We start from the raw sequence: 20,510 nt of genomic DNA on the forward strand, positions 1-20,510 counted from the left end.
GGCGACATTCCGAACAGGACCGTATGAAGTGCCCATGGATCTTGGTCGTTCTGACGCGGTCCGGCCCACCGGCCGCCGCCGACCCCGCGCCTTGGCAGGCCGGCGGATCTGTCGTACGGTGACACGCAAGTAACCCACGGGAGCCCGGTGTACCGGGCTGAGAGGGGGGCTGACAGCCCCCGACCGTCGAACCTGATCCGGGTAATGCCGGCGCAGGGAGGAGCGTTGCCGTGCCGTCCCTGGGGCGATTGCATCTCATCACCGACACCCGACCCGGTCGCGACCCACTCGCAGTGGTCCGCGCCGCCCTCATCGTGGCCCACGCCGACCTGGTGGTGCAGGTCCGGGTCGAGGATTCCGCCACCGACCGCGAGGCGTACGACCTGACCCGGCGGGTGCTGGCGCTCTGCGCGTCCTACCAGGCGACCTGCCTGGTCAACGACCGGTTGCACGTGGCGCTGGCGGTGGGCGCCGCCGGTGGGCACGTCGGCGCCGACGACCTGCCGGTCGCCGCCGCCCGCCGGGTCCTCGGCCCCACCGGCGTGCTGGGCGCCACCGCCCGCGCGCCCGGCACGGCGAGCGAGGCAGTCGCGGCGGGCGCCAGCTACCTCGGCGTCGGGCCGTGCCACACCACAAGCACCAAGACCGGCCTGCCGGACCCCATCGGACCCGCCGGGGTACGCGCCGTGGTCGACGCGGTCGACGTCCCGGTCATCGCGATCGGCGGAGTGACCGCCGCCCGGGTGCCCGCGCTGCGCGCCGCCGGGGCGTACGGGGTGGCGGTGGTAGGTGCCGTCTCCACCGCCGCAGACCCGGCCCGGGCGACCGCCGAGCTGATCGAGGCCCTGACGTGCTGACCGGCCGGTCTCCGTCACCGCCGTCGAGCGACCGGGTCCGGCCGGACGTGGCAGTGGTGGGGGCGGGACCGATCGGGCTGGCGATCGCCTGGCGCTGCGCCGCGCGAGGGCTGCGGGTGGTGGTGCACGATCCGGCACCCGGCTCGGGGGCGTCGGCGGTGGCCGCCGGCATGCTCTCCCCGGTCGCCGAGGCGTACTTCGGTGAGCGGCAGCTGACCGGGTTGCTGCTGGCGTCCGCCGCCCGCTGGCCGGCGTTCGCCGCCGAGCTGACCGAGACGACCGGAGTCGAGATCGGCTACCGGGCCGAGGGCACACTGATGGTCGGGCTCACCGGCGACGACCTGGCCGAGGCGCGCCGGCTGTGGGCGTACCAGCAGGGGTTGGGCCTGCCCGTGACGCCGCTGCGTCCCAGCGAGCTGCGCGACCGCGAACCGGCGCTCGCCCCGCGGGTGCGCGGCGGCGCGCTCGCGCCCACCGACCACCAGGTCGACCCCAGGCTGCTGGTGCCGGCGCTGCGCACGGCCGCGCAGCGGGCCGGCGCGGTGCTCGTGCCGCAGCCGGTTCGGCACCTGTCCGACGTGGACGCGAGGGTCACCGTTGTCGCCGCCGGTTGCGGGGCCGCCGCGCTCACCGGCCTGCCCGTGCGGCCGGTGAAGGGCCAGATCCTCCGGCTCCGCGCGCCCGACGGCGTCGCGCCGGGCTTCCGGCACGTGATCCGGGGGTACGCCGACGGCGAGCACGTCTACCTGGTGCCCCGCGCCGACGGTGAGGTGGTGCTCGGCGCGACGGTCGAGGAGCGCTCGGACACCACCGTCACCGCAGGCGCCGTGCAGCGGCTGCTGCGCGCCGGGGTCGACCTGATGCCCGAACTGGCCGAGTACGACCTGGTCGAGGCGGTTGCGGGGCTGCGCCCGGGCACCCCGGACAACGCGCCGATCCTCGGGCCGCTGCCCGACCGACCGGACGTCCTGGCCGCCACCGGGCACCACCGGCACGGCATCGTGCTCACCCCGATCACCGCCGACCTGGTCGCCGATCTGGTGCTCGGCGGCGTACCCGACCCGCTGCTCGCGCCGTTGCGGGCCGACCGCTTCGGCGGTGCCGTGTTGGGCGGACCTGAACCGACGATGAAGGGGGACCGGTGGAGTTGACTGTGAACGGGGCCGGGCGCAGCGTCGCTGCCGGCGCGTCCGTTGCGGACCTGGTCGGCGACCTCGTGCCGCAGTCCCGTGGGGTGGCGGTCGCGGTCAACGGCGAGGTGGTGCCCCGGACCGGCTGGCCGGCCCGGACGCTGCGCGACGGCGACCGGGTCGAGGTGCTCACTGCGGCGCAGGGTGGGTGAGCGGCGTGCCGTTCGAGCTGGCCGGGCAGACCTTCACCTCGCGACTGATCCTGGGCACCGGCGGCGCAGCGAACCTGCACGTGTTGGAGCAGGCGATCCGAGCGTCCGGCACCGAGCTGGTGACGCTGGCGCTGCGCCGGGTGGGCACCGCGCCGGGCTCCACCGGCGGTCTGCTGGAGTTGCTGGACCGGTGCGGCGTACGCCTGCTGCCGAACACCGCCGGCTGCCACACCGCCACCGAGGCGGTGAAGGTGGCGCGGCTGGCCCGGGACGCGTTCGACACCGACTGGGTGAAGCTGGAGGTGATCGGCGACGAGCGGACCCTCCTGCCCGACGGGGTGGAGCTGCTCCGCGCCGCCGAGGAGTTGGTCGCCGACGGCTTCACAGTGCTGCCGTACACAAGCGACGACCCGGTTCTCGCCCGTCGCCTCGCCGACGTGGGCTGCGCCGCCGTGATGCCGGCCGGCTCGCCGATCGGTTCGGGGCTGGGCATCGGCAACCCGCACCACATTCGACTCATCCGGCAGGGTGTGGACGTGCCGGTGATCCTCGACGCCGGCATCGGCACCGCGTCCGACGCGGCGCTGGCGATGGAACTGGGCTGTGACGGGGTGCTGCTGGCGAGCGCCGTCACCCGGGCGGCCGATCCGGTGGCGATGGCCACCGCCATGCGGTACGCGGTCGAGGCCGGCCGACTGGCCGCCGGCGCGGGCCGGATCGAGCGCCGTTTCCACGCCCTCGCCTCCACCCCCGACGAGGGAAGACCCGAGCTGTGACCCCGCCGTCAGGGGTTGTCGTGCTGACCGACCGGCTCGTCGCGCGGGCCGGGCTGGAGCGGGTGGTGGCGGGAGCCGTGGCCGGGGGAGTGCGCTGGGTGGTGCTGCGGGAGAAGGACCTGCCCCGCGCCGAACGCGCCGCCCTCGCCGCCGACCTGCGCGCGATCCTCGCCGACGTCGGCGGAACCCTCATCGTGGCCGGCCCCGACCCGCTCGGCGGCGACGCCGTGCACCTGCCCGCCGCCGGCCCGTACCCGCCGCCACCCCACGGCCTGGTCGGCCGCTCCTGCCACCACCAGGCCGAGCTGAACCGCCTGACCACCGAGCACTACGCCACCATCTCCCCGGTCTGGCCCACAAAGACAAAACCCGGCTACGGCCCTCCGCTGGGCCCGGACGGCCTGCGAAAGCTGGTCGAGTCCAGCCCGGTGCCCCTGCTCGCCCTCGGCGGAGTCGAGACACCAGAACAGGTAACCGCCTGCGTCGAGGCGGGAGCCGTCGGAGCAGCAGTCCTGGGCGCACTAATGCGAGCCAAAGACCCCGCCGAAACAGCCGCCACCCTGACCAGCGCTTATGTCGAGGCGGTCACCCCTGAGCTTCTTGAACCCGGCGCGGGGTCAGCCAGGTCCCCACGACGGGGGCTGCGGCCGACCGTGCCCACGCAGGGATCAAGCCTGACCGCCCGGAGTGGGCACGGTCGGCCGCAGCCCCAAACCGTAACCAGGGAAGAACAATGACCCCGCGAACACTGCTGACCATCGCCGGCTCGGACTCCGGCGGCGGCGCAGGCATCCAGGCCGACCTCAAGGTCTTCGCCGCGCTGGGCGCGTACGGCACCAGCGTCCTCACGGCCGTCACCGCGCAGAACACCCGGGGTGTCGACGCGGTGCTGCCGCTGCCCCCGCGCACTGTCACCGAACAGTTGGACAGCGTGCTCACCGACTTCGCCGTCTGCGCGGTCAAGACGGGGATGCTCGGCACCCCGGCGATCGCTGACGTGGTGGCCGAGGCGGCCCGGGACGGTCGGCTGCCTCAGCTCGTCGTCGACCCGGTGCTTGTCGCCACGAGTGGTCACCAGCTCGGCGTGGTGGGCGCGGTGGAGCGGCTGCTGCCGTACGCCACCGTGGCGACCCCGAACTGCGCGGAGGCCGCGGCGATCACCGGACGCCCGGTGGACGACGTGGCCGCGATGGTCGTGGCCGCCGAGGCCCTCGCGGCCGGCGGCCCGGAGTACGTGGTGGTCACGGGCGGTGACCTGGACGGGGGCGAGGCGGTCGACGTGCTGCACGGCGGCGGCGTCACCACCCTGCTGCGGGCTCCCCGGGTGACGACCCGGCACACCCACGGCACCGGGTGTTCGTTCTCGGCGGCGATAGCGGTGCGGCTCGGGCTGGGCGATCCGGTGCCGGCCGCCGTGGGGGCCGCCAAGGAGTACGTGCTCCGTGCGCTGACCGGCGCGCGGGGTTGGGAGCTGGGCGCGGGGCGCGGGCCGCTGAACCACTTCGGCTGGTCCGCTTGATCACCAGGGAGGCTGTCATGCACGCACGAGGCAAGGTGTACGTCGAGGGTTCGCGGCCGGATGTCCGGGTGCCGTTCGCGGAGGTGGGGCTGACCGGGGACCTGCCGCCGGTGCGGCTCTACGACACGTCCGGTCCTGGTTCGGACCCGGAGGTGGGGCTGCCGCCGCTGCGCGGGCCGTGGATCGCCGAGCGGGGTGACGTGGCACCAGTGCGGGGTGCGGGCACGCCGTTGGCCGGGGTGGACGGTCGCCGGCCCACCCAGCTCGCGTACGCGCGGGCCGGTGTGGTGACGCCGGAGATGGAGTTCGTGGCGATCCGGGAGAACGTCGACCCGGAACTCGTGCGGGCCGAGATCGCCGCCGGCCGGGCGGTGCTTCCGCTCAACGTGAACCACCCGGAGTGCGAGCCGGCGATCATCGGTAAGGCGTTCCTGGTCAAGGTGAACGCCAACATCGGCACCTCGGCGGTCAGCTCGTCGGTCGCGGAGGAGGTGGAAAAGCTGACCTGGGCCACCCGCTGGGGCGCGGACACCGTGATGGACCTGTCCACGGGGAAGCGGATCCACGAGACCCGTGAGGCGATCGTGCGGAACTCGCCGGTGCCGATCGGGACGGTGCCGATCTACCAGGCGCTGGAGAAGGTGGGCGGCGACCCGGTGAAGCTGAGCTGGGAGGTGTTCCGGGAAACCGTGATCGAGCAGGCCGAGCAGGGCGTGGACTACATGACGGTGCACGCCGGGGTGCTCCTGCCGTACGTGCCGTTGGCCGTGGACCGGGTCACCGGCATCGTGTCCCGAGGCGGTTCGATCATGGCGGCGTGGTGCCTGGCGCACCATGAGGAGAACTTCCTCTACACCAACTTCGAGGAGCTGTGCGCGATCCTCGCGCGCTACGACGTGACGTTCTCCCTCGGTGACGGGCTGCGCCCCGGCTCGATCGCCGACGCCAACGACGAGGCGCAGTTCGCCGAGCTGCGCACCCTCGGCGAGCTGACGAAGATCGCCTGGGCGTACGACGTCCAGGTGATGATCGAGGGCCCCGGCCACGTGCCGATGCACAAGATCAAAGAGAACGTGGACCTGCAGCAGGAGTGGTGCCACGAGGCGCCCTTCTACACGCTCGGTCCGCTGACCACCGACATCGCGCCCGCGTACGACCACATCACCTCTGCGATCGGCGCCGCGATGATCGGCATGTTCGGCACCGCGATGCTCTGCTACGTCACCCCGAAGGAACACCTCGGCCTGCCGGACCGGGACGACGTGAAGGCGGGCGTGATCGCGTACAAGATCGCGGCGCACGCGGCGGACCTGGCCAAGGGGCACCCCGGTGCGCAGGCCTGGGACGACGCCCTGTCGAAGGCGCGGTTCGAGTTCCGCTGGGAGGATCAGTTCAACCTCTCGCTGGACCCGGAGACGGCGCGCTCGTACCACGACGCGACCCTGCCCGCGGAGCCGGCGAAGACCGCCCACTTCTGCTCGATGTGTGGCCCGAAGTTCTGCTCCATGAAGATCACCCAAGAGCTCAAGGAGTACGCGGCGCGCGGCATGAAGGACAAGTCGGAGGAGTTCGTCTCCGGCGGCGGCCGGGTCTACCTACCGCTCGCCTGACCCCGGGCGGCCGCAGGCCTCGCGCGTTCGGCCTGCGTGGCCCGGTGCGCGGGGTGTCTCGTGCCGCGCGGGGTGTCGCGTGCCGCGCCGGGGTGTCGCGTGCCCGCGCCGGGGTGCCGCGTGGGGTGATCGACTCGGGTTCATTGATGTCGGGGTGTCCGGCTGCGTGGGACCGCCCGGTATCAGTGAACCCGAGTCGATCAGCGTCGACCGTTCGGTGCGGCTGTGCGCTACGTGGTGAACCAGTCGCGCGGCGGGTCAGTCGCGGTGGTGTCGACCGGTGGAGCGCAACGACCGGCGGCCGTTCTCCTGCTCGGGTTCGTTGTCCGACACCGGCTTGCTCAGACCGGCCACCCAGTCGACGAATTCCTCGTCCTGGGTCGCCAGCGGCTCCGCTTCGTCCGACGTCTTCGGGCTCTCCTCGTCGGCGCGGGATCGGTTGCGGCGGAACAACCCGCCGAGCCGCCCGCGCCGGGAGGACTGTTCGGCCACCTTCGGTGGCGTCGGCGTTGCCGACGTGGCGTCGGTAGGCGTCAGATCGCCGGTGCCGGTGCCGGTGCCGGTGCCGGTGCCGGTGCCGGTGCCTGTGACGGTGGCGGTGGCGCTGTCGGTGGTGGCGGTGGCGCTGTCGGTAGCGGCGCTGCCGGTGGCGGCACCGGAAGGTGCGCCCCCCCGGCCCGGGAACTCCGGCGCGCCCGGGCGCTCGGCCGGAGCGGTCGTCTCGCTGGCTCCGGTCGGCGCTGTGCGCGCCGTCGAGCTGCCCTGCGGCCCTGCCGACCCGCCACGCCGAGAAGTGTCGAACGCGTTCCAGGTGCCGGCCCGGCTCAGGTCCGGCAACGGTGCCCGATGCCGGGACCTGGGCGTCGGCCCGGCAGACTCGTCGGGCGCGCTCGGTCCCTCCGATGCCGTTGCCCCCGGCTCGGAGGACTGCGGTGGCACCGTCCACGTCGAGGTGACCGGCCAGCTCGACGGCGCGGGCGTCCAGCGGCCGGCGTCCGGGTCACTGGCGGCGGTGGCCCCGAACAACCCGCCGGTGGGAGCGCCCTCGTCGGTGGTCCGCGCACTGTCCGTGCCGCGAGGCCCGGCGATTGCAGAATCGCTGGTGGGAGAGGCCGCGCCGGCCGCTGCCTTGCTGCCCGTGCCGGCCTTCGGAACGCGCGGGGATGCAGTGGCTTCCGCGCCAGTGTGGCCGGTCGCGGTGGTCGGTGCTTGTGTCGCCTCGGTCCCGGTCCCGGTCCCGGTCCCGGTCCCGGTCCCGGTCCCGTCGGTCGGAGTCGGGGTGGCGTCGGTTGCCGTGGTTGGGGAGTCCGTGTTGGCCGGCACCTGCGTCGCGCCGGTTCCGGCGGTCGTCGAGGCGGCCGGCGGTCGCTTCGAGCCGGTGACGGGGGTGGCCGGCGCTCGCTTCGCGCCGGTAGCGGTGGTGCGGGCTGCCGCCGTGTCGGCGGCAGCAGTCGAGGTGACCTCGGAGGCCGAGCTCGACCGCCCGCCCTGGCTTCCCTGGCTGGGCACCGGAGTGTCGGTGGTCGCGTCGGAACCGGTGCTGCCGGCGGACCCGCCTGGCCGGGTGCCCTTCGTAGCCCGGCCGGTGGTCGTCTCGCGGCTGACCGTCTCGTCGGTGGTCGTCCCGAGGGTGGTTGCCGAATCGGCAGGGGACGTGTCGTCAGCCACGTCGGAGGCAGTGGCGCCCGGGTTGGCCTTCGACTTACGGGTCCGTCGCGGCTTGATCGTCGGCGGTGTCTCGGCCATGCCATGGTCGGCGGTGCCCGCGCTGCTCGCTCCCGTGCCCGTGCCCGTGCTGCTCGTGCCCGTGCCCGTGCTGCTCGTGCCCGTGCCCGTGCTGCTCGTGCCCGTGCCTGTCGGGGCCGTGGCCGTGGCGGCGGTGACAGGGCTGGAGGCGCCCGTGCCAGTCGGGGCTGTGCTGGTCGCTTCCGTGCCGCTGGCCGTGCTGGTCGCGGCTGTGCTGGTCCGGGCCGTGCTGCTGGTGGTGGGGATGGGCGCGGTCGAGCCGGCCGGCGCGCTGGGCGAAACCGAGCTGGTCGTGCCGGTACCGGGTGCATCCGTGCTGCTCGGGACGGCGGTGGCGGCTGAATTGCCGGAGGTGCGCCCCACGGTCGGCCTGCCGCTCGTGCCCGTCGCGCTGCCGCTCGTGCCCGTCGCGCTGCCGCTCGTGCCCATCGTCGCGCTGCCGCTCGTGCCCGTCGCACTGCCGGTGGTGCCCGTCGTCGCGCTGCCGGTCGGTTCGTCGACCGCACGGCCATCCGTCGCGGTCGCGGCGTCGGCGCGTCCGGTCGTGGCGCTGGCCGGGGTGACGTCGCTGACGTCGGTGCTGGCCGAGGGCTCGGTCGTGGCCGGGACATCATCCCGGCACACCTGGGGAGTCTGCCCTGCGGCGGTGAACTCACCTGTCGACGCGGTCAGCCAGGCCGCCGGCCGAGTCGAAGCGGCGGGAGTCGGACCGTGCTGGCCGCTCGCTGTGGTCTCCGGCCAGTCCCAGTGGGCCGGGACGGTGCGTACGCCATCCGAGTCGCCCGCTCCCCACGGACCCGCAACGACGCCGCCAGGCTGCGCGGTGGCCAGCCCGGCGTTTGTCGTCTCCGTGTCGGTGCGTTCGGTGGTGTCCCGGTCGTTCGCCGCGCCGGGCAGCGCCGGGCCGGCGGGCAGCGGACGCAGGATGGCGGTGGGCTCGATCGCCTGTGGATCGGCGGTACGGGTGCCCGTCGGCCACCGCAGCAGCGCGGCGGCCGCCGCGCCGAGAGCTCCGGCGAGGATCGCGATCAACGAGCCGTAATAGGGGGCAGCCTGGTAGCGGTCCACCGCGTCGCCGGGACCGGCGGTCAGGTAGGCGAACGCCACCAGCACCGGACCGGCCACCCCGGTGGCCCCGCTGACCAGTGGGGCTTGGCCCCGCCAGCGAGCCAGCCCGGCGGTCGCCGCGCCGGCCAGCAACGCCACGGTGGGCAGCAGGAGCAGCGCCAGCCGCTGTGCGGCGGCGTCGTCGAGCCAGCTCGGCTCCAGTACGCCGAGCCGGACGGTCGGCAGTGGGCCGGCCGTGCCGAGCGACGGCAGAACGGAGATCAGCGCCAGCAGCCAGACCGCGCCGGCCACGACCGCCACGTTCCAGCCCAGCTCGGGCCGGAACAGGACGGCGATCGCCGCGCCCGCTCCGATCACCGCACCGACCATGGCGCAGATGCCCACCGCCCAGACCGGGTCGACGGAGATCAGCTCCGCGGCGCGGGCGGGCTGCATGCAGAGTGGGGCGATGACCGTGGCGCCGAGCGCCGCCGCGCCACCGACCGCCAACTGCCGGCCGGTGCTGGCCGCCGGGGCGTCGCGACGGGCGAGTCGCCCGGTCAGCACGGCGCCGGCGACGGCGGCGTTCGCGGCGAACCAGCCCACCCAGACAAGCTGAGCCGGCCACTGGTTGACGGTCGTACCGGTGAATGCGCCGGTCAGCCGGACGATGCCGAAACCGTACGCGACGCCGAGCTGGCCGGCCCCGGCCAGCACGCTCACCCCGAGCGCCGTGAGCAGCAGTCTGCCCCAGGTCCGAAAGGCCATGTCCGGCACGTTACGCACCTGGTACACCCGATCGCCAACGGCGCGCCGCGCGGCACGCCGGTGGCCGTCGGCGGGTCTACTTGAGTTCGACCAGCCGGGCCAGGTAAGTCGTATCCCCGACATTGGTCAGCATGTGCACCGCGCCCGGGTCCCGGTAGACCACTCCGCCGGTGGGCTCGTCGGCGTCGATCCGGGTGCCGTCGATGGTCTGTACGACGTTCTTGGCGCCCTCGATCGCCACCACCAGGTAGGGGTGGTCGTGCCGGTGCAGCGGTTGCCGCTCGCCCGGCTCGAGCCGGATGTGCCAGACCCGGACCCGGTCGTTCTCGAACACGATCTCCTGGCCCACCGGTCCGAGTTCGGGTCCGTCGATCACGTCGGTCATCGTGCTCCGTCCAGTTGAGGCAGCACCTCGGCGGCGATCAGCTCAAGGTGGTCGAGATCATCGAAGTCGATCAGGCGTAGGTGGACCCGCGTGGCGCCGATCGCGGCGAACTCACCGATCCGATGCGCGAGCTGCGCGGGGGAGCCGACCACCGGGTCCTCCGGTGGCAGCGCGCTCTTCACGTGCAGGGGCGCGGCCCGACGCTGGGCCTCGGCGTCGGTCCGCCCGATGGCGACGACGATCCCGGCGGAGAACACCAACGGGTCGCGCCCGGACTCCGCCCGTCCGGTGCGCTCACACGCCTCGCGCACCCGGTCGTACGCCTGGGCGGTGTCCGCCACGGACTTGAACGGCATGTTGAACTCGTCGGCGTACCGGGCGGCCAGTTCGGGTGTGCGCTTGGGCCCGCGCCCGCCCACGATGATCGGCGGGCCGGGCACCTGCACCGGCTTGGGCAGGGCGGGAGCGTCCACCAGCCGGTAGTGGTCGCCGGCGTAGCTGTAGGTCTCGCCGGGCGGGGTCGCCCACAAACCGGTGATCACCTCAAGCTGCTCGGCCAGCCGGTCGAAGCGCTCGCCGACCGCCGGGAACGGGATGCCGTACGAGGTGTGCTCGCGCTCGTACCAACCGGCGCCGATACCCAGGTCGACCCGGCCACCGCTCATCTGGTCGACCTGCGCGACCATCACGGCGAGGGGACCGGGCAGGCGGAACGTGGCCGACGTCACCAGGGTGCCGAGCCGGATCCGCTCGGTCTCCCGGGCCAGCGCGGCGAGGGTCAGCCAGGCGTCCGTCGGGCCGGGCAGGCCCGGGTCGGCACCCATCGACTGGTAGTGGTCGGCGCGGAGGAAGCCCTCGTAGCCGCAGGCCTCGACCAGCCGGGCGAACCGGAGCTGGGTGTCGTAGCTGGCGCCACGGTTCGGCTCGGTGAAGACCGACACCCGCATTGTCAGTGTCCTTCCGCGCCAGCGGTGGCCGGCTGCTCGCGTTCCATCAGCAGTTCGTGCAGGTCGGCGCTGACCTGGGCGACGTCGGCCAGGTGGGCGTTGCGGCCCAGGGTGCGGGGCCGGGGGATGGTCACGTCAACGACCTTGCGGATCCGGCCGGGGCGGGGGCTCAGGACGACCACCCGGTCGGCGAGCAGCACCGCCTCGTCGATCGAGTGGGTGACGAAGACGATTGTCGGCTTGTTCTCCATGTGCACGCGCTGGAGTTCGCCGGAGAGTTCCTCGCGGGTGAGTGCGTCCAGCGCGGAGAACGGTTCGTCCATCAGCATCACCCGGGGCTCACCGATCAACGACCGGCACAGCGACACCCGCTGCTGCATGCCGCCGGAGAGTTCGTGCGGCAGCCGCTTCTCGAAGCCGGCCAGCCCGGCCACGTCGAGCAGTTGCCGGGCCCGCTCCCGGTGCTTGCCGCGGCTCCAGCCGAAGACCTCCACGGGCAGCAGGACGTTGTCCAGCACGCTGCGCCAGGGCAGCAGCGCCGGCTTCTGGAACAGCATGGCGATGTCCTGGCGGGGGCGGGTGATCGGCGTACCGGCGACGGTGATCTCACCGGCGCTCAGTGGGAGCAGCCCGGCGATCAGCCGCAGCAGGGTGGACTTGCCGCAGCCGGAGCGGCCGAGCACGGCGACGAACTCGCCCTCGGCGACGTCGAGGTCGATGCCGCGCAGCGCCTCCACCCGGCCGGATCGGCCCTCGAAGGTACGGGACACCCCGGACAGTCGGATCATCTCCGGCGTACCTCCGCTGAGTCGACGGTCAGGAATCCGACAAAGGCTAGCCGCCCTGTCGAGGTATGGCACCGGCTGGGGTGGTCGTCAGGTTGTTTCCGTTCCGCAACCCGATACGCCTGGCGTCGCAACTGTGGGTTTCTCGTACGCTGTGCCCGCGAAGAGTCCCCCCACGACGGCGGCGTCCGGCTTCCACCCCTCCCGCCGGCCCGTCACGACAACCCCCTCCGGTGGCCTGCCGGCCCCGGTCGGAAAGGACATGGTGCACTGATGAGAAGGCTGACCCGTACGGTCGCTACGGCCGCGCTGGCCACCGCCCTCGCCCTTGTCTCGGCCTGCAGCAGCGGGTCGGATTCGGCCGACGATGCCAAGGGCGGCGACGGCAAGGCGCTGGACAAGGTGACCTACCTCACCTCGTTCGGTAACTTCGGTCGCGACTCCTACGCCTGGGTGGCGAAGGACAAGGGCTTCTTCAAGGAAGCCGGCTTCGAGGTCGAGATCAAGGCTGGTCAGGGCACCGGTGGCGTGATCCAGACCGTCGTCGGCGGCCAGGCCGACTTCGGCCCGATCGACCTCACCGGCGGTCTGCTCCAGCTCGGTAATGGCCAGGCGAAGGACTTCACCGCGGTGGCCGCGATCCAGCAGCGCACCATGGCGGGCATCGCCACCGTCGAGGGCAAGAACATCAGCTCGCCGAAGGACCTGGAGGGCAAGAAGCTCGCCGACACCCCCGGGTCCGTGGTCCGCAACCTCTTCCCGACGTACGCCCGGCTCGCCGGGGTGGACGCGACCAAGGTGACCTGGGTCAACGGTGAGGCGCAGAACCTGATCGGCACGCTGGCCAACGGGTCGGTGGACGGCATCGGTCAGTTCGTCGTCGGTCAGCCGACCATCGAGGGGGTGACCAAGAAGAAGGCCGTCATGCTGCCGTACAGCAACGTGATGCAGGACCTCTACGGCAACGTGCTGATCACCTCCTCGAAGATCGCCAAGGAGAAGCCCGAGATGGTGAAGCGGTTCACCGCGGCGCTGCTCAAGGGTCTGGAGTACAGCCTGGCGAACTCCAAGGAGGCCGCCGACATCCTGAAGAAGAACGTCGACGCCACCAACCCGGTCTCCGCCGCCGCCGAGCTGGAGCTGATGGCCGCGTACGTCCGTTCCGGCAACACCGGCACCGCGATCGGCACCCTGGACAGCGGTCGGGTCGCCAAGAGCATCGCCATCCTGCAGGGCGCCGGCGCGCTGAAGCAGAACATCACCCCCGAGCAGATCATCGACTTCAGCCTCGCGCCGAAGGCCTGATCGTCCGGTCGTCATCAGGGGGTACGTCCCGCCGTTCCGGTGGGGCGTACCCCCGTCGCTCGTCGGCACCCCGGCGGGCCGTGGGATTTCGAGGAGGACAGAGATGACCGACGTTCGGTCAACGGACCCGGCGGTGGCGGAATCCCCACCCCCGAGTGCCGGCCCCGAGGCGAGGCGCGCGGGTCGAGGTGCCGGTCTCCGGGCCGGGGCCGGGGCGGCGCTCCCTGTGGTCGGCATCCTGATCGCGCTGGCGGCGTGGTGGCTGATCGCCCGACTGGAACTGGTCCACCCGGTCGCGCTGCCGCCGCCCGGTGACGTGTTCAGCGCGTTCGTCGAGAAGCCCGCGCAGATGCTGGAGCACACCTGGGACACCACGCTGGAGATCCTGACCGGCTTCGCCCTCTCGGTGGCCGCCGGTGTGCTGATCGGGCTCTCCCTGGCCAGCTCCCGCACTGTGGAGCGGATGTTCACGCCGCTGCTGGTCGCGGTGAACGCGGTGCCCAAGATCACGCTGGGCCCGCTGCTGGTGGTGGCGCTCGGCTGGGGTCAGAAGCCGATCCTGACAATGGTGTTCCTGCTCTGCTTCTTCCCGATCGTGTTGTCCACCGCGACCGGGCTGACCACCACGCCGGCTGACCTGGCCGAGTTGGTGCGGTCCTGGAACGCCTCCCGCTGGCAGGCGTTCCGCAAGGTGCGCTTCCCGGCCGCGCTGCCGCAGATCTTCGTCGGGCTCAAGGTGGCCATGCCACTGGCCGCGATCGGCGCGGTGATCGGTGAGTTCCAGGCCGGCGAGAGCGGCCTCGGCTACGTCATCACGCAGTACGCCGGCATCGGCGACGCCGCCACCGCCTGGGCGGCGATCATGCTGGTGGCGCTGGTGAGCATCCTGCTGTACTCGGCGCTCCTGCTGATCGAGCGGATCGCGCTGCCCTGGGTGCGAGAAACCACCAGCAGCCGCTGACCATCCACACCAAAGAGGTCAACCCCGGAACGCGAACGGGCCGGCCCCCCAACTGGGAGGCCGGCCCGTCTCATCGACGCTGCTGGTGCAAAAGGTGTGGCCCACCGTGCCCGGCGGAGGGATCAAGCCTGACCGCCCGGAGCCGGGCACGGTGGGCCACACCCCCACCCGGCACCCCGACGAACCCGCCGGAAAGAACCACAAGGCCAGCGAGCGTTACCCCGCCAACCGCCAGCGACCGTTGCGGGCGACCAGCGTGGTGAGCGCCTGCGGCATCAGGCCGCTGTGGTTGTCCGGGGTCATTCGGATCGGGCCGGAGAGGCCGTCCATCTGGGACGTCTCCAGCACGTCCCGGATGCCGTTGCGGTCCACCTTCCCGATCTCACCACCGGCGCGCAGTTCGGCGTCGGCGATCAGCTGGACGGCGTCCGCGGCGAACGACGAGGACCCGTTGTAGCCACCGAAGCGTGCCGTGTAGTCCTGGAACCACTGCCGCCGCGCCGCCTTGGCCGGCGTGGTCGCGATAACGTCGTCGATCACCATGGTCTGCGTGAAGATCAGCGTGGCCTTCTCGGTCGCCTTGGCCGCCGAGCCGAGGAAGAGGTCCCCGGCCGCTCCCGCGTCGAAGTAGATCGACCCACGGAAGCTTCTCTGCTGGGCGCTGGTGGCGGCCAGTGTCGCCTGCTCCGGCGGGGTCCAGAAGACCATCGCGTCGGGCTTGCCCGATGTGAGCTGCTGGACCTGCTGGCTGACGTCGGTGTCGGTGGTCTTGATCCGCTGCTGTCGGAGGGAGATGTTGGCCTTGTCGAGCTCGCTCTTGAGTGCGGTCGCGCCCTCCTGGCCGTAGTCGTCGTCGCTGACCAGCATCCCCACCTTGCGGACGTTGTTGCGGCGCAGTTCGGTGGTCAGTGCGGCGGCGCTGTCCGGGGCGTTAGGGCCCAGTTTGAACACGTAACGCCGTTCTGCGGCTGGCGCGGCGATTGCGCCGGAAGCGGCTAGCGCAATGGTGGGAATCCGCTTCTCGTTGATGGTCCCGACCGCTCCGACCGCGCATTCGTTGCAGCCGCCCATGATGATGGCGCTGACTCGCGAATCACTGCTGAAGTCGACGATGTTGCGTAGTGACTCGGCCGAGTCGGAACGGTTGTCCTTCACCGTCAGCTTGATCTCCCGGCCGTTCAGCGCTCCGGAGGAGTTCAACTGCTCGACCTTGAGTTCGAGGGCTCGCTGGTATGTCCGGCCAACCGTGGCGGCGGCGCCGGAGAGTTCGAGATCGGCGGCGATCACGATCGGACTCGTGTCCTTCTCCGCTCCGCCAAACTGGCAGCCGGTGAGCGTGGTGGCCATTACGGCCGATGCGAGCGCCGCGATGGTCGCGGAGCGGATGGGGCTCAACTCAGTCCTCCAGGTGCGGGCGCGGGCGCTGCCCGGTCACCGCCGCTAATCCGTCCTCAGTGGAGGACGGGATCTCCTCTGCCGTACGGTGTGCGCGAAGCCTGCAAAACCTTGCCAATGGCCGGCGCTGTGGTCAAGCGCGGACCCCGGCAGCATTTTCGGGACGGCCATCCCACATGCTGGGGTAACGCAATGTTTGCAAAAGCTCACTTTGCATACACGCGTGACCACTCTGGAGTTACATGCCCTGTTCAGGGGCTTGCGGAAATGAAGGTATCAGTTGCCCGGATCACGGGATGCGCTCCGTCCGACCGTTTCCTACCTCACTGCGCCTTCCCAAACAGGATCATCTCTGATGAAATCGCGGCCGTGCCGCGCGTGGTCCCCTCCGCTTACGGCATGGCTCGGCGGCTCAGGCGGGGAAGAAACGACGGAGGCGATGTCGTGAGCACCGGACCGACGACCCTGCCCGCGCTCGGCGATAGCGGTCGGCGTGAGCGCCGACGGATGCCGAGACTGCGTGACGCCCGGATCCGGTCCAAGTTGGCACTGATTCTGGTCGTCCCGGTGGCGGCGGTGATCGCACTGGCCACGGTCCGCCTGATCTCCGTCGGTGAGGGTGCCTTCGACGCCACCCGGGCCCGGTCACTGACCGCCCTCTCCATCGACGTCAGCGCCCTCACCCAGGACCTCCAGGCCGAACGGATGGCCGCGGCCGCCTACCTGGCCACTCCGCAGCAGCCGGCTGACGCGTACAACCTGCGGGTCCGCCAGACGCAGCAGCAGGTGGACAGGTACCGCGCCGAGCGGGGCCGGATCGGCGAGGTGCCGGCCGCCCTGCGGGACCGGCTGGCCGCCATCGACGACCACCTGGCGACCCTGGACGGCACCCGTCAGGAGGTGCTGGACCGCCGGCAGATGGCGGTCGCCGAGGCGGTGCTCCGCTACGGCGTCATCCTCACCGACCTGGTCTCGTACGGTGACGGCCTGGCCCAGCTGCCCGGCGACGAGAGCCTGGCGGACAGCCGCCGCGCGGTCTCCGCCTTCGCCCGCGCCAAGGCTTCCGTCGCCGAGGAAGAGGCCGTCGCCTTCACCGCGCTGACGGCCGGCCAGCTCGACTCGGAGCAGTTCTCGTCCTTCGTCGCAACGTTGACCGGCCAGCAGGAGGCCCTGGTCGCCTTCTCGCTGGCCGCCGACCCGGTGCAGCGCGCCCTGGTCAACAGCACCGTCTCCGGCGACGCGGTCGGCCTGGCCGACCGGGTGGCCACCGACATCACCCGCTCGGTCGGGCAGCGCCCCCTGGTCACCGCGCAGGACGCCACCGCTGCCATCGGCGCCGTGAACGACCTGATGCGCTGGGCCGAGATCCAACTCCAGGACCGACTGCTCCAGCAGGCCGACCAGGCACGATCGGACGTCATCCGGCAGGCCGTGGTCGAGTCGACCCTGGTGCTGCTGACCCTGATCATCGCCGTGTCGCTGGCCGTGGTGCTGGCCCGCTCGCTCAACCACTCGCTGCGCCGGCTGCGTGAGGGCGCCCTCTCGGTGGCCAACCACGACCTGCCCGACGCCGTGCAGCGGCTGCAGAACATGGGCAGCGTGGGTGATGGCGGGGTGGACGAGATCGTCCGACAGGTCCGGGACCCCATCCAGCTCAACACCCGCGACGAGGTCGGTCAGGTGGCGTTGGCCTTCAACGTCGTACACCGGGAGGCGGTGCGGGTCGCCGCCGAGCAGGCGGCACTGCGTACCAGCGTCTCGGCGATGTTCCTCAACCTGGCCCGCCGCAGTCAGACCCTGGTCGACCGGATGATCGGCGAGCTGGACGCGATCGAGCGCGGCGAGGAGGACCCGAAGCGGCTCGCGCAGCTCTTCGAACTGGACCACCTGGCCACCCGAATGCGCCGCAACGACGAGAACCTGCTGGTCCTGGCCGGCGCCGACTCCGCCGTACCGCGTCGTGACGACGCGTTGGTGGTGGACGTCCTGCGCGCCGCCCAGTCCGAGGTGGAGCTGTACAACCGCATCGAGTTCGGGACGGTGGACACCGACATCTCGGTGGCCGCGCACGCGGTCAACGACGTGGTACGTCTCGTCGCGGAACTCCTCGACAACGCCACCCGGTTCTCGCCGCCGAACACCACTGTGGTCGCCGACGGCCGGCGGATCCGCGACTACGTCCTGATCCAGATCGAGGACCGTGGGCTCGGCCTCACCGACGAGCAGCTCGACTCGCTCAACCGGCGGCTGGCCGCGCCGCCGAGCGTCGACGTCGCCGCGTTCCGGCTGATGGGTCTGGCCGTGGTGAGCCGGCTCGCCTCCCGCTACGGCATCCGGGTGGAGCTGCGCCGCAACGTCGAGGGCGGCACCGTCGCCCAGGTGACGCTGCCCGCCGCCACCGTGGTGCTGCCCAGCAACCGGGGCCGCGACCAGGTGCTCACCCGGCCGCGCCAGCCGATGGCCGTGGAGCAGAACCCGCTCACCCCGGTCGGTCACGCCGAGCAGTTTGCCGGTGCCACCACAGCTGCGGCGACGCTGCCCGACCAGTGGCGGACCAGCACGCCGGCACCCGCCCAGTGGCAGTCGCCGCTGGACTCGCGGGACACCACCCCGGCCGTGCAGGCGGGTGGCTACACCGGTCCGCGCGCGGCCATGCCTCCCGCAGCCGCCGCCCCTGCACCCGCCGCTCCGGCACCCGCCGCCCCGCTCCCGCCGGCCCGGCCGGCGTACAGCAACGGCGCGGGCGCCTCGCTGGGCAGCCCGACAGTGGCCTACCCGACCGTCGACCCGCTGCCTCGGCGCGGCTCCAGCGCGGACGCCGGGGACGGGCGCAGTGTCCAGGGCCTCCCGGTCGGGCCGGTCGCCGGGCCGGGCGCGGTGGCACCGCCGGCTGCGCCACCGGTGCCGGCCGCGCCGGTCAGCACCCGGCCCGACTTCCCCGCCGAGGCTCCGATCTTCCGGGAGATGGAGGCGGTCTGGTTCCGGTCGCACGGCGACGACGCCACCGCGATCTTCACCCGGCCCAACTTCGACGAGCCACCCGCGCCCGCGACCCCGGCCGACGCCGGCCTGCGCAGCGGCAACGGCGGCCAGCCGAGCTCCGCGCCCGTGCCGGCCGCGTCGCCGGCCCGACCGAAACTGCCGACCCGCACCCCGGGCGGCACCGACGGCACGACCGGTCCGGGAGCCGAGGGTCTCGGCACCACAATGGACGGGTTCGCGGCACGGCCGTCGGCGCCACCGTCGGCACCACCGTCGTACAACCCGCCCTCGGCGGGGCGGACGGCTCCGGCCGCGCCCGCCCCCGACCCGGAGGCCTGGCGTACGGCGGCGGACGAGGGCTGGTCCCGGGCCAGCCGGGCTGCCGAGCCGGCGCCCGCCGGGACCACCCGCTCCGGGTTGCCCAAGCGGGTGCCGCAGGCACAGCTCGTGCCGGGTGGCATCGAACCGAAGAGCGGCCGGGACCGCAGCCGGCGGACCCCGGATGAAGTACGTGGTCTGCTGTCGGCCTACCACCGCGGTGTGCAGCGCGGTCGGACGGCCGGAACGGACCTGAACAGCACCTCGACCAAGGAGAGCCGATGAACAGGCCAGCTGCCATGCAGGACATGGGTTGGCTGCTCACCAACTTCGCCGACAGCGTGGCGGGCATCGCCCACGTGGTGGCGGTGTCCGCCGACGGGCTGCTGCTCGCGTCCTCCCGGGATCTGCCGGGGGACCGGGCTGACCAGCTCGCCGCGATCACCTCCGGGGTGGTGAGCCTGACCGAGGGCGCGGCCCGGATGTTCAGCGCGGGCGGGGTGTTGCAGACAGTCATCGAGATGGACAGCGGGTACCTCTTCCTGATGTCGATCAGCGACGGCTCCTCGATGGCCGTGCTGGCCGCGCGCAGCTGCGACGTGGGTCAGGTGGGCTACGAGATGGCGCTCCTGGTCGAGCGGGTGGGTGCCGCGCTGGTGCCGCTGCCGCGCGACGCGGTGCGCTCCTAGCACCGGAAGGCGGCGCTCGTTCCGGGCGCCGGACCAGGGACGAGAGGCGGCGCAGTCCGGCTCAGCAAGGGACGAGGAGGTGATCGGGGATGGACCAACGACGCGCTGACCCGCGCGGCGCACTGGTGCGTCCGTACGCGGTCACCCGTGGTCGTACCGAACCCCGGCAGGACATCGCCCTCGAGGCCGTCCTCACCGCCTCTCCCACCCAGGTCGCCGAGTCCCGCTTCGCCGGGCATGACAAGCACCGCATCGCCACGGTCTGTGAGGGCCGAGCACAGTCGCTGGCGGAGATCGCCGCGTATACCCGGATGCCGCTGGGCGTCGCCCGGGTGTTGGTCGCCGACATGGTGGCCGAGAGCCTGCTGACGTTACACACTGCTGCTCCCGCCGAGGGGTTCGAGGAGCGGATGGAACTGCTTGGAAGGGTGCTAAGTGGACTTCGCAGGCTATGACCCCGCAGGGGGGCGGCCGGGCCGGGGAATCGTCTCCGCGAAGATCGTCGTCGCGGGCGGCTTCGGCGTCGGTAAGACAACACTGGTCGGGGCGATCTCCGAGATCACACCGCTGACCACCGAGGCGTTGATGACCGCGGCGGGTGTCGGTATCGACGATCCGTCCAAGGTGCCGGGCAAGGAGACCACCACGGTCGCCATGGACTTCGGCCGGATCACCATGGCCCAGGACCTGATCCTGTACCTCTTCGGTACACCGGGTCAGACTCGGTTCTGGTTCATGTGGGACGAGATCATCCGGGGGGCGGTGGGTGCCGCAGTGCTTGTGGACACCCGCCGGATCACCGACGCGTTCGCCCCGCTGGACTACTTCGAGAACCGAAACCTGCCGTACGTGGTGGCGCTGAACAAGTTCGACGGCGCACCGCAGTACGAGGCGGAGGAGGTCCGCGAGGCGCTGGCCATCTCGCCGCAGGTGCCGCTGGTGATGACCGACGCCCGGCAGCGGGACTCGGTCAAGCAGGTGCTGGTGACTGTGGTCGAGCACGCCATGCTCCGGCTCCAGTCCGAGCACGGCCGAGGCTTCCCGACGCCGGTCGGCTGAACCGTCGCGTCACGGCCGG

At 72.2% G+C, this 20,510-nt stretch carries 18 protein-coding genes and 1 riboswitch; of the genes, 13 read left to right on the forward strand and 5 right to left on the reverse strand.

Annotation, left to right across the window (positions count from 1 at the left end; genetic code table 11):
* Window positions 1-126: 126 nt before the first annotated feature.
* Window positions 127-236, forward strand: a riboswitch (TPP riboswitch).
* From thiE to thiC, 7 genes are all read left to right on the forward strand, one after another.
* Window positions 231-857 carry a thiamine phosphate synthase gene (thiE, locus tag ABZU74_RS25825; protein ID WP_355428709.1) on the forward strand — a complete coding sequence of 209 codons (627 nt, stop codon included), beginning with the start codon at window positions 231-233 and terminating at the stop codon, window positions 855-857. (Overlaps the previous riboswitch by 6 nt.)
* Window positions 854-2,008 (forward strand): glycine oxidase ThiO, encoded by a 1,155-nt coding sequence (gene thiO, locus ABZU74_RS25830; protein WP_355428773.1) that lies wholly within the window; start codon window positions 854-856, stop codon window positions 2,006-2,008. Before thiE ends, thiO begins: the two co-directional genes overlap by 4 nt.
* Window positions 1,999-2,199, forward strand: coding sequence for a sulfur carrier protein ThiS (thiS, locus tag ABZU74_RS25835; RefSeq protein WP_355428712.1), 201 nt, complete (start codon window positions 1,999-2,001; stop codon window positions 2,197-2,199). The genes thiO and thiS overlap by 10 nt, the downstream gene beginning before the upstream one ends.
* Window positions 2,196-2,975, forward strand: coding sequence for a thiazole synthase (locus tag ABZU74_RS25840; RefSeq protein WP_355428715.1), 780 nt, complete (start codon window positions 2,196-2,198; stop codon window positions 2,973-2,975). Before thiS ends, ABZU74_RS25840 begins: the two co-directional genes overlap by 4 nt.
* The gene (locus ABZU74_RS25845) at window positions 2,972-3,712 is read left to right on the forward strand and encodes a thiamine phosphate synthase (protein WP_355428718.1); all 741 of its coding nucleotides are present in this window, start codon (window positions 2,972-2,974) and stop codon (window positions 3,710-3,712) included. The genes ABZU74_RS25840 and ABZU74_RS25845 overlap by 4 nt, the downstream gene beginning before the upstream one ends.
* Window positions 3,709-4,494, forward strand: a complete 786-nt coding sequence (gene thiD / locus ABZU74_RS25850; RefSeq protein WP_355428721.1) for a bifunctional hydroxymethylpyrimidine kinase/phosphomethylpyrimidine kinase — start codon at window positions 3,709-3,711, stop codon at window positions 4,492-4,494. The genes ABZU74_RS25845 and thiD overlap by 4 nt, the downstream gene beginning before the upstream one ends.
* 17 nt (window positions 4,495-4,511) lie before the next feature.
* Complete coding sequence (gene thiC, locus ABZU74_RS25855) at window positions 4,512-6,104, forward strand: phosphomethylpyrimidine synthase ThiC (protein ID WP_355428724.1); 1,593 nt, start codon at window positions 4,512-4,514, stop codon at window positions 6,102-6,104.
* A gap of 258 nt (window positions 6,105-6,362) precedes the next feature.
* Here the strand turns inward: thiC and ABZU74_RS25860 are convergent, their stop codons facing one another.
* The 4 genes from ABZU74_RS25860 to ABZU74_RS25875 form a co-directional block, all read right to left on the reverse strand.
* Entirely contained in the window at window positions 6,363-9,665 is a 3,303-nt protein-coding gene (locus ABZU74_RS25860) for a hypothetical protein (RefSeq protein WP_355428727.1), read from the reverse strand.
* Between the two features lie 76 nt (window positions 9,666-9,741).
* Window positions 9,742-10,050: a cupin gene (locus ABZU74_RS25865; RefSeq protein WP_355428730.1), complete on the reverse strand. Its 309-nt coding sequence runs from the start codon at window positions 10,048-10,050 to the stop codon at window positions 9,742-9,744.
* Window positions 10,047-10,997: an LLM class F420-dependent oxidoreductase gene (locus ABZU74_RS25870; RefSeq protein ID WP_355428733.1), complete on the reverse strand. Its 951-nt coding sequence runs from the start codon at window positions 10,995-10,997 to the stop codon at window positions 10,047-10,049. The genes ABZU74_RS25865 and ABZU74_RS25870 overlap by 4 nt, the downstream gene beginning before the upstream one ends.
* 2 nt (window positions 10,998-10,999) lie before the next feature.
* The gene (locus ABZU74_RS25875) at window positions 11,000-11,785 is read right to left on the reverse strand and encodes an ABC transporter ATP-binding protein (RefSeq protein WP_355428736.1); all 786 of its coding nucleotides are present in this window, start codon (window positions 11,783-11,785) and stop codon (window positions 11,000-11,002) included.
* A gap of 270 nt (window positions 11,786-12,055) precedes the next feature.
* Between ABZU74_RS25875 and ABZU74_RS25880 the strand changes: the two genes are divergently transcribed.
* Together ABZU74_RS25880 and ABZU74_RS25885 are read left to right on the forward strand one after the other, a co-directional pair.
* Window positions 12,056-13,087, forward strand: a complete 1,032-nt coding sequence (locus tag ABZU74_RS25880) for an ABC transporter substrate-binding protein (protein WP_355428739.1) — start codon at window positions 12,056-12,058, stop codon at window positions 13,085-13,087.
* Window positions 13,088-13,190: 103 nt separating this feature from the next.
* Window positions 13,191-14,048 carry an ABC transporter permease gene (locus tag ABZU74_RS25885; RefSeq protein ID WP_355428742.1) on the forward strand — a complete coding sequence of 286 codons (858 nt, stop codon included), beginning with the start codon at window positions 13,191-13,193 and terminating at the stop codon, window positions 14,046-14,048.
* 216 nt (window positions 14,049-14,264) lie between these two features.
* On the opposite strand, the gene ABZU74_RS25890 is transcribed toward ABZU74_RS25885, so the two are convergent.
* Window positions 14,265-15,443 carry an ABC transporter substrate-binding protein gene (locus ABZU74_RS25890; RefSeq protein ID WP_355428744.1) on the reverse strand — a complete coding sequence of 393 codons (1,179 nt, stop codon included), beginning with the start codon at window positions 15,441-15,443 and terminating at the stop codon, window positions 14,265-14,267.
* Between the two features lie 444 nt (window positions 15,444-15,887).
* Here ABZU74_RS25890 and ABZU74_RS25895 point away from each other — a divergent pair, with 444 nt between their 5' ends.
* From ABZU74_RS25895 to ABZU74_RS25910, 4 genes are all read left to right on the forward strand, one after another.
* Window positions 15,888-19,028, forward strand: coding sequence for a sensor histidine kinase (locus ABZU74_RS25895; RefSeq protein WP_355428747.1), 3,141 nt, complete (start codon window positions 15,888-15,890; stop codon window positions 19,026-19,028).
* Window positions 19,025-19,432, forward strand: a complete 408-nt coding sequence (locus tag ABZU74_RS25900; protein ID WP_007465177.1) for a roadblock/LC7 domain-containing protein — start codon at window positions 19,025-19,027, stop codon at window positions 19,430-19,432. The genes ABZU74_RS25895 and ABZU74_RS25900 overlap by 4 nt, the downstream gene beginning before the upstream one ends.
* 89 nt (window positions 19,433-19,521) lie before the next feature.
* The gene (locus ABZU74_RS25905) at window positions 19,522-19,887 is read left to right on the forward strand and encodes a DUF742 domain-containing protein (RefSeq protein WP_007465174.1); all 366 of its coding nucleotides are present in this window, start codon (window positions 19,522-19,524) and stop codon (window positions 19,885-19,887) included.
* On the forward strand, window positions 19,868-20,491 hold the full coding sequence (locus ABZU74_RS25910) for an ATP/GTP-binding protein (protein WP_030329978.1): 624 nt from the start codon (window positions 19,868-19,870) through the stop codon (window positions 20,489-20,491). Before ABZU74_RS25905 ends, ABZU74_RS25910 begins: the two co-directional genes overlap by 20 nt.
* Window positions 20,492-20,510: the final 19 nt, after the last annotated feature.

It is taken from the genome of Micromonospora sp. NPDC005171 (assembly GCF_040608575.1).
In the GTDB taxonomy this organism is placed as follows: domain Bacteria; phylum Actinomycetota; class Actinomycetes; order Mycobacteriales; family Micromonosporaceae; genus Micromonospora.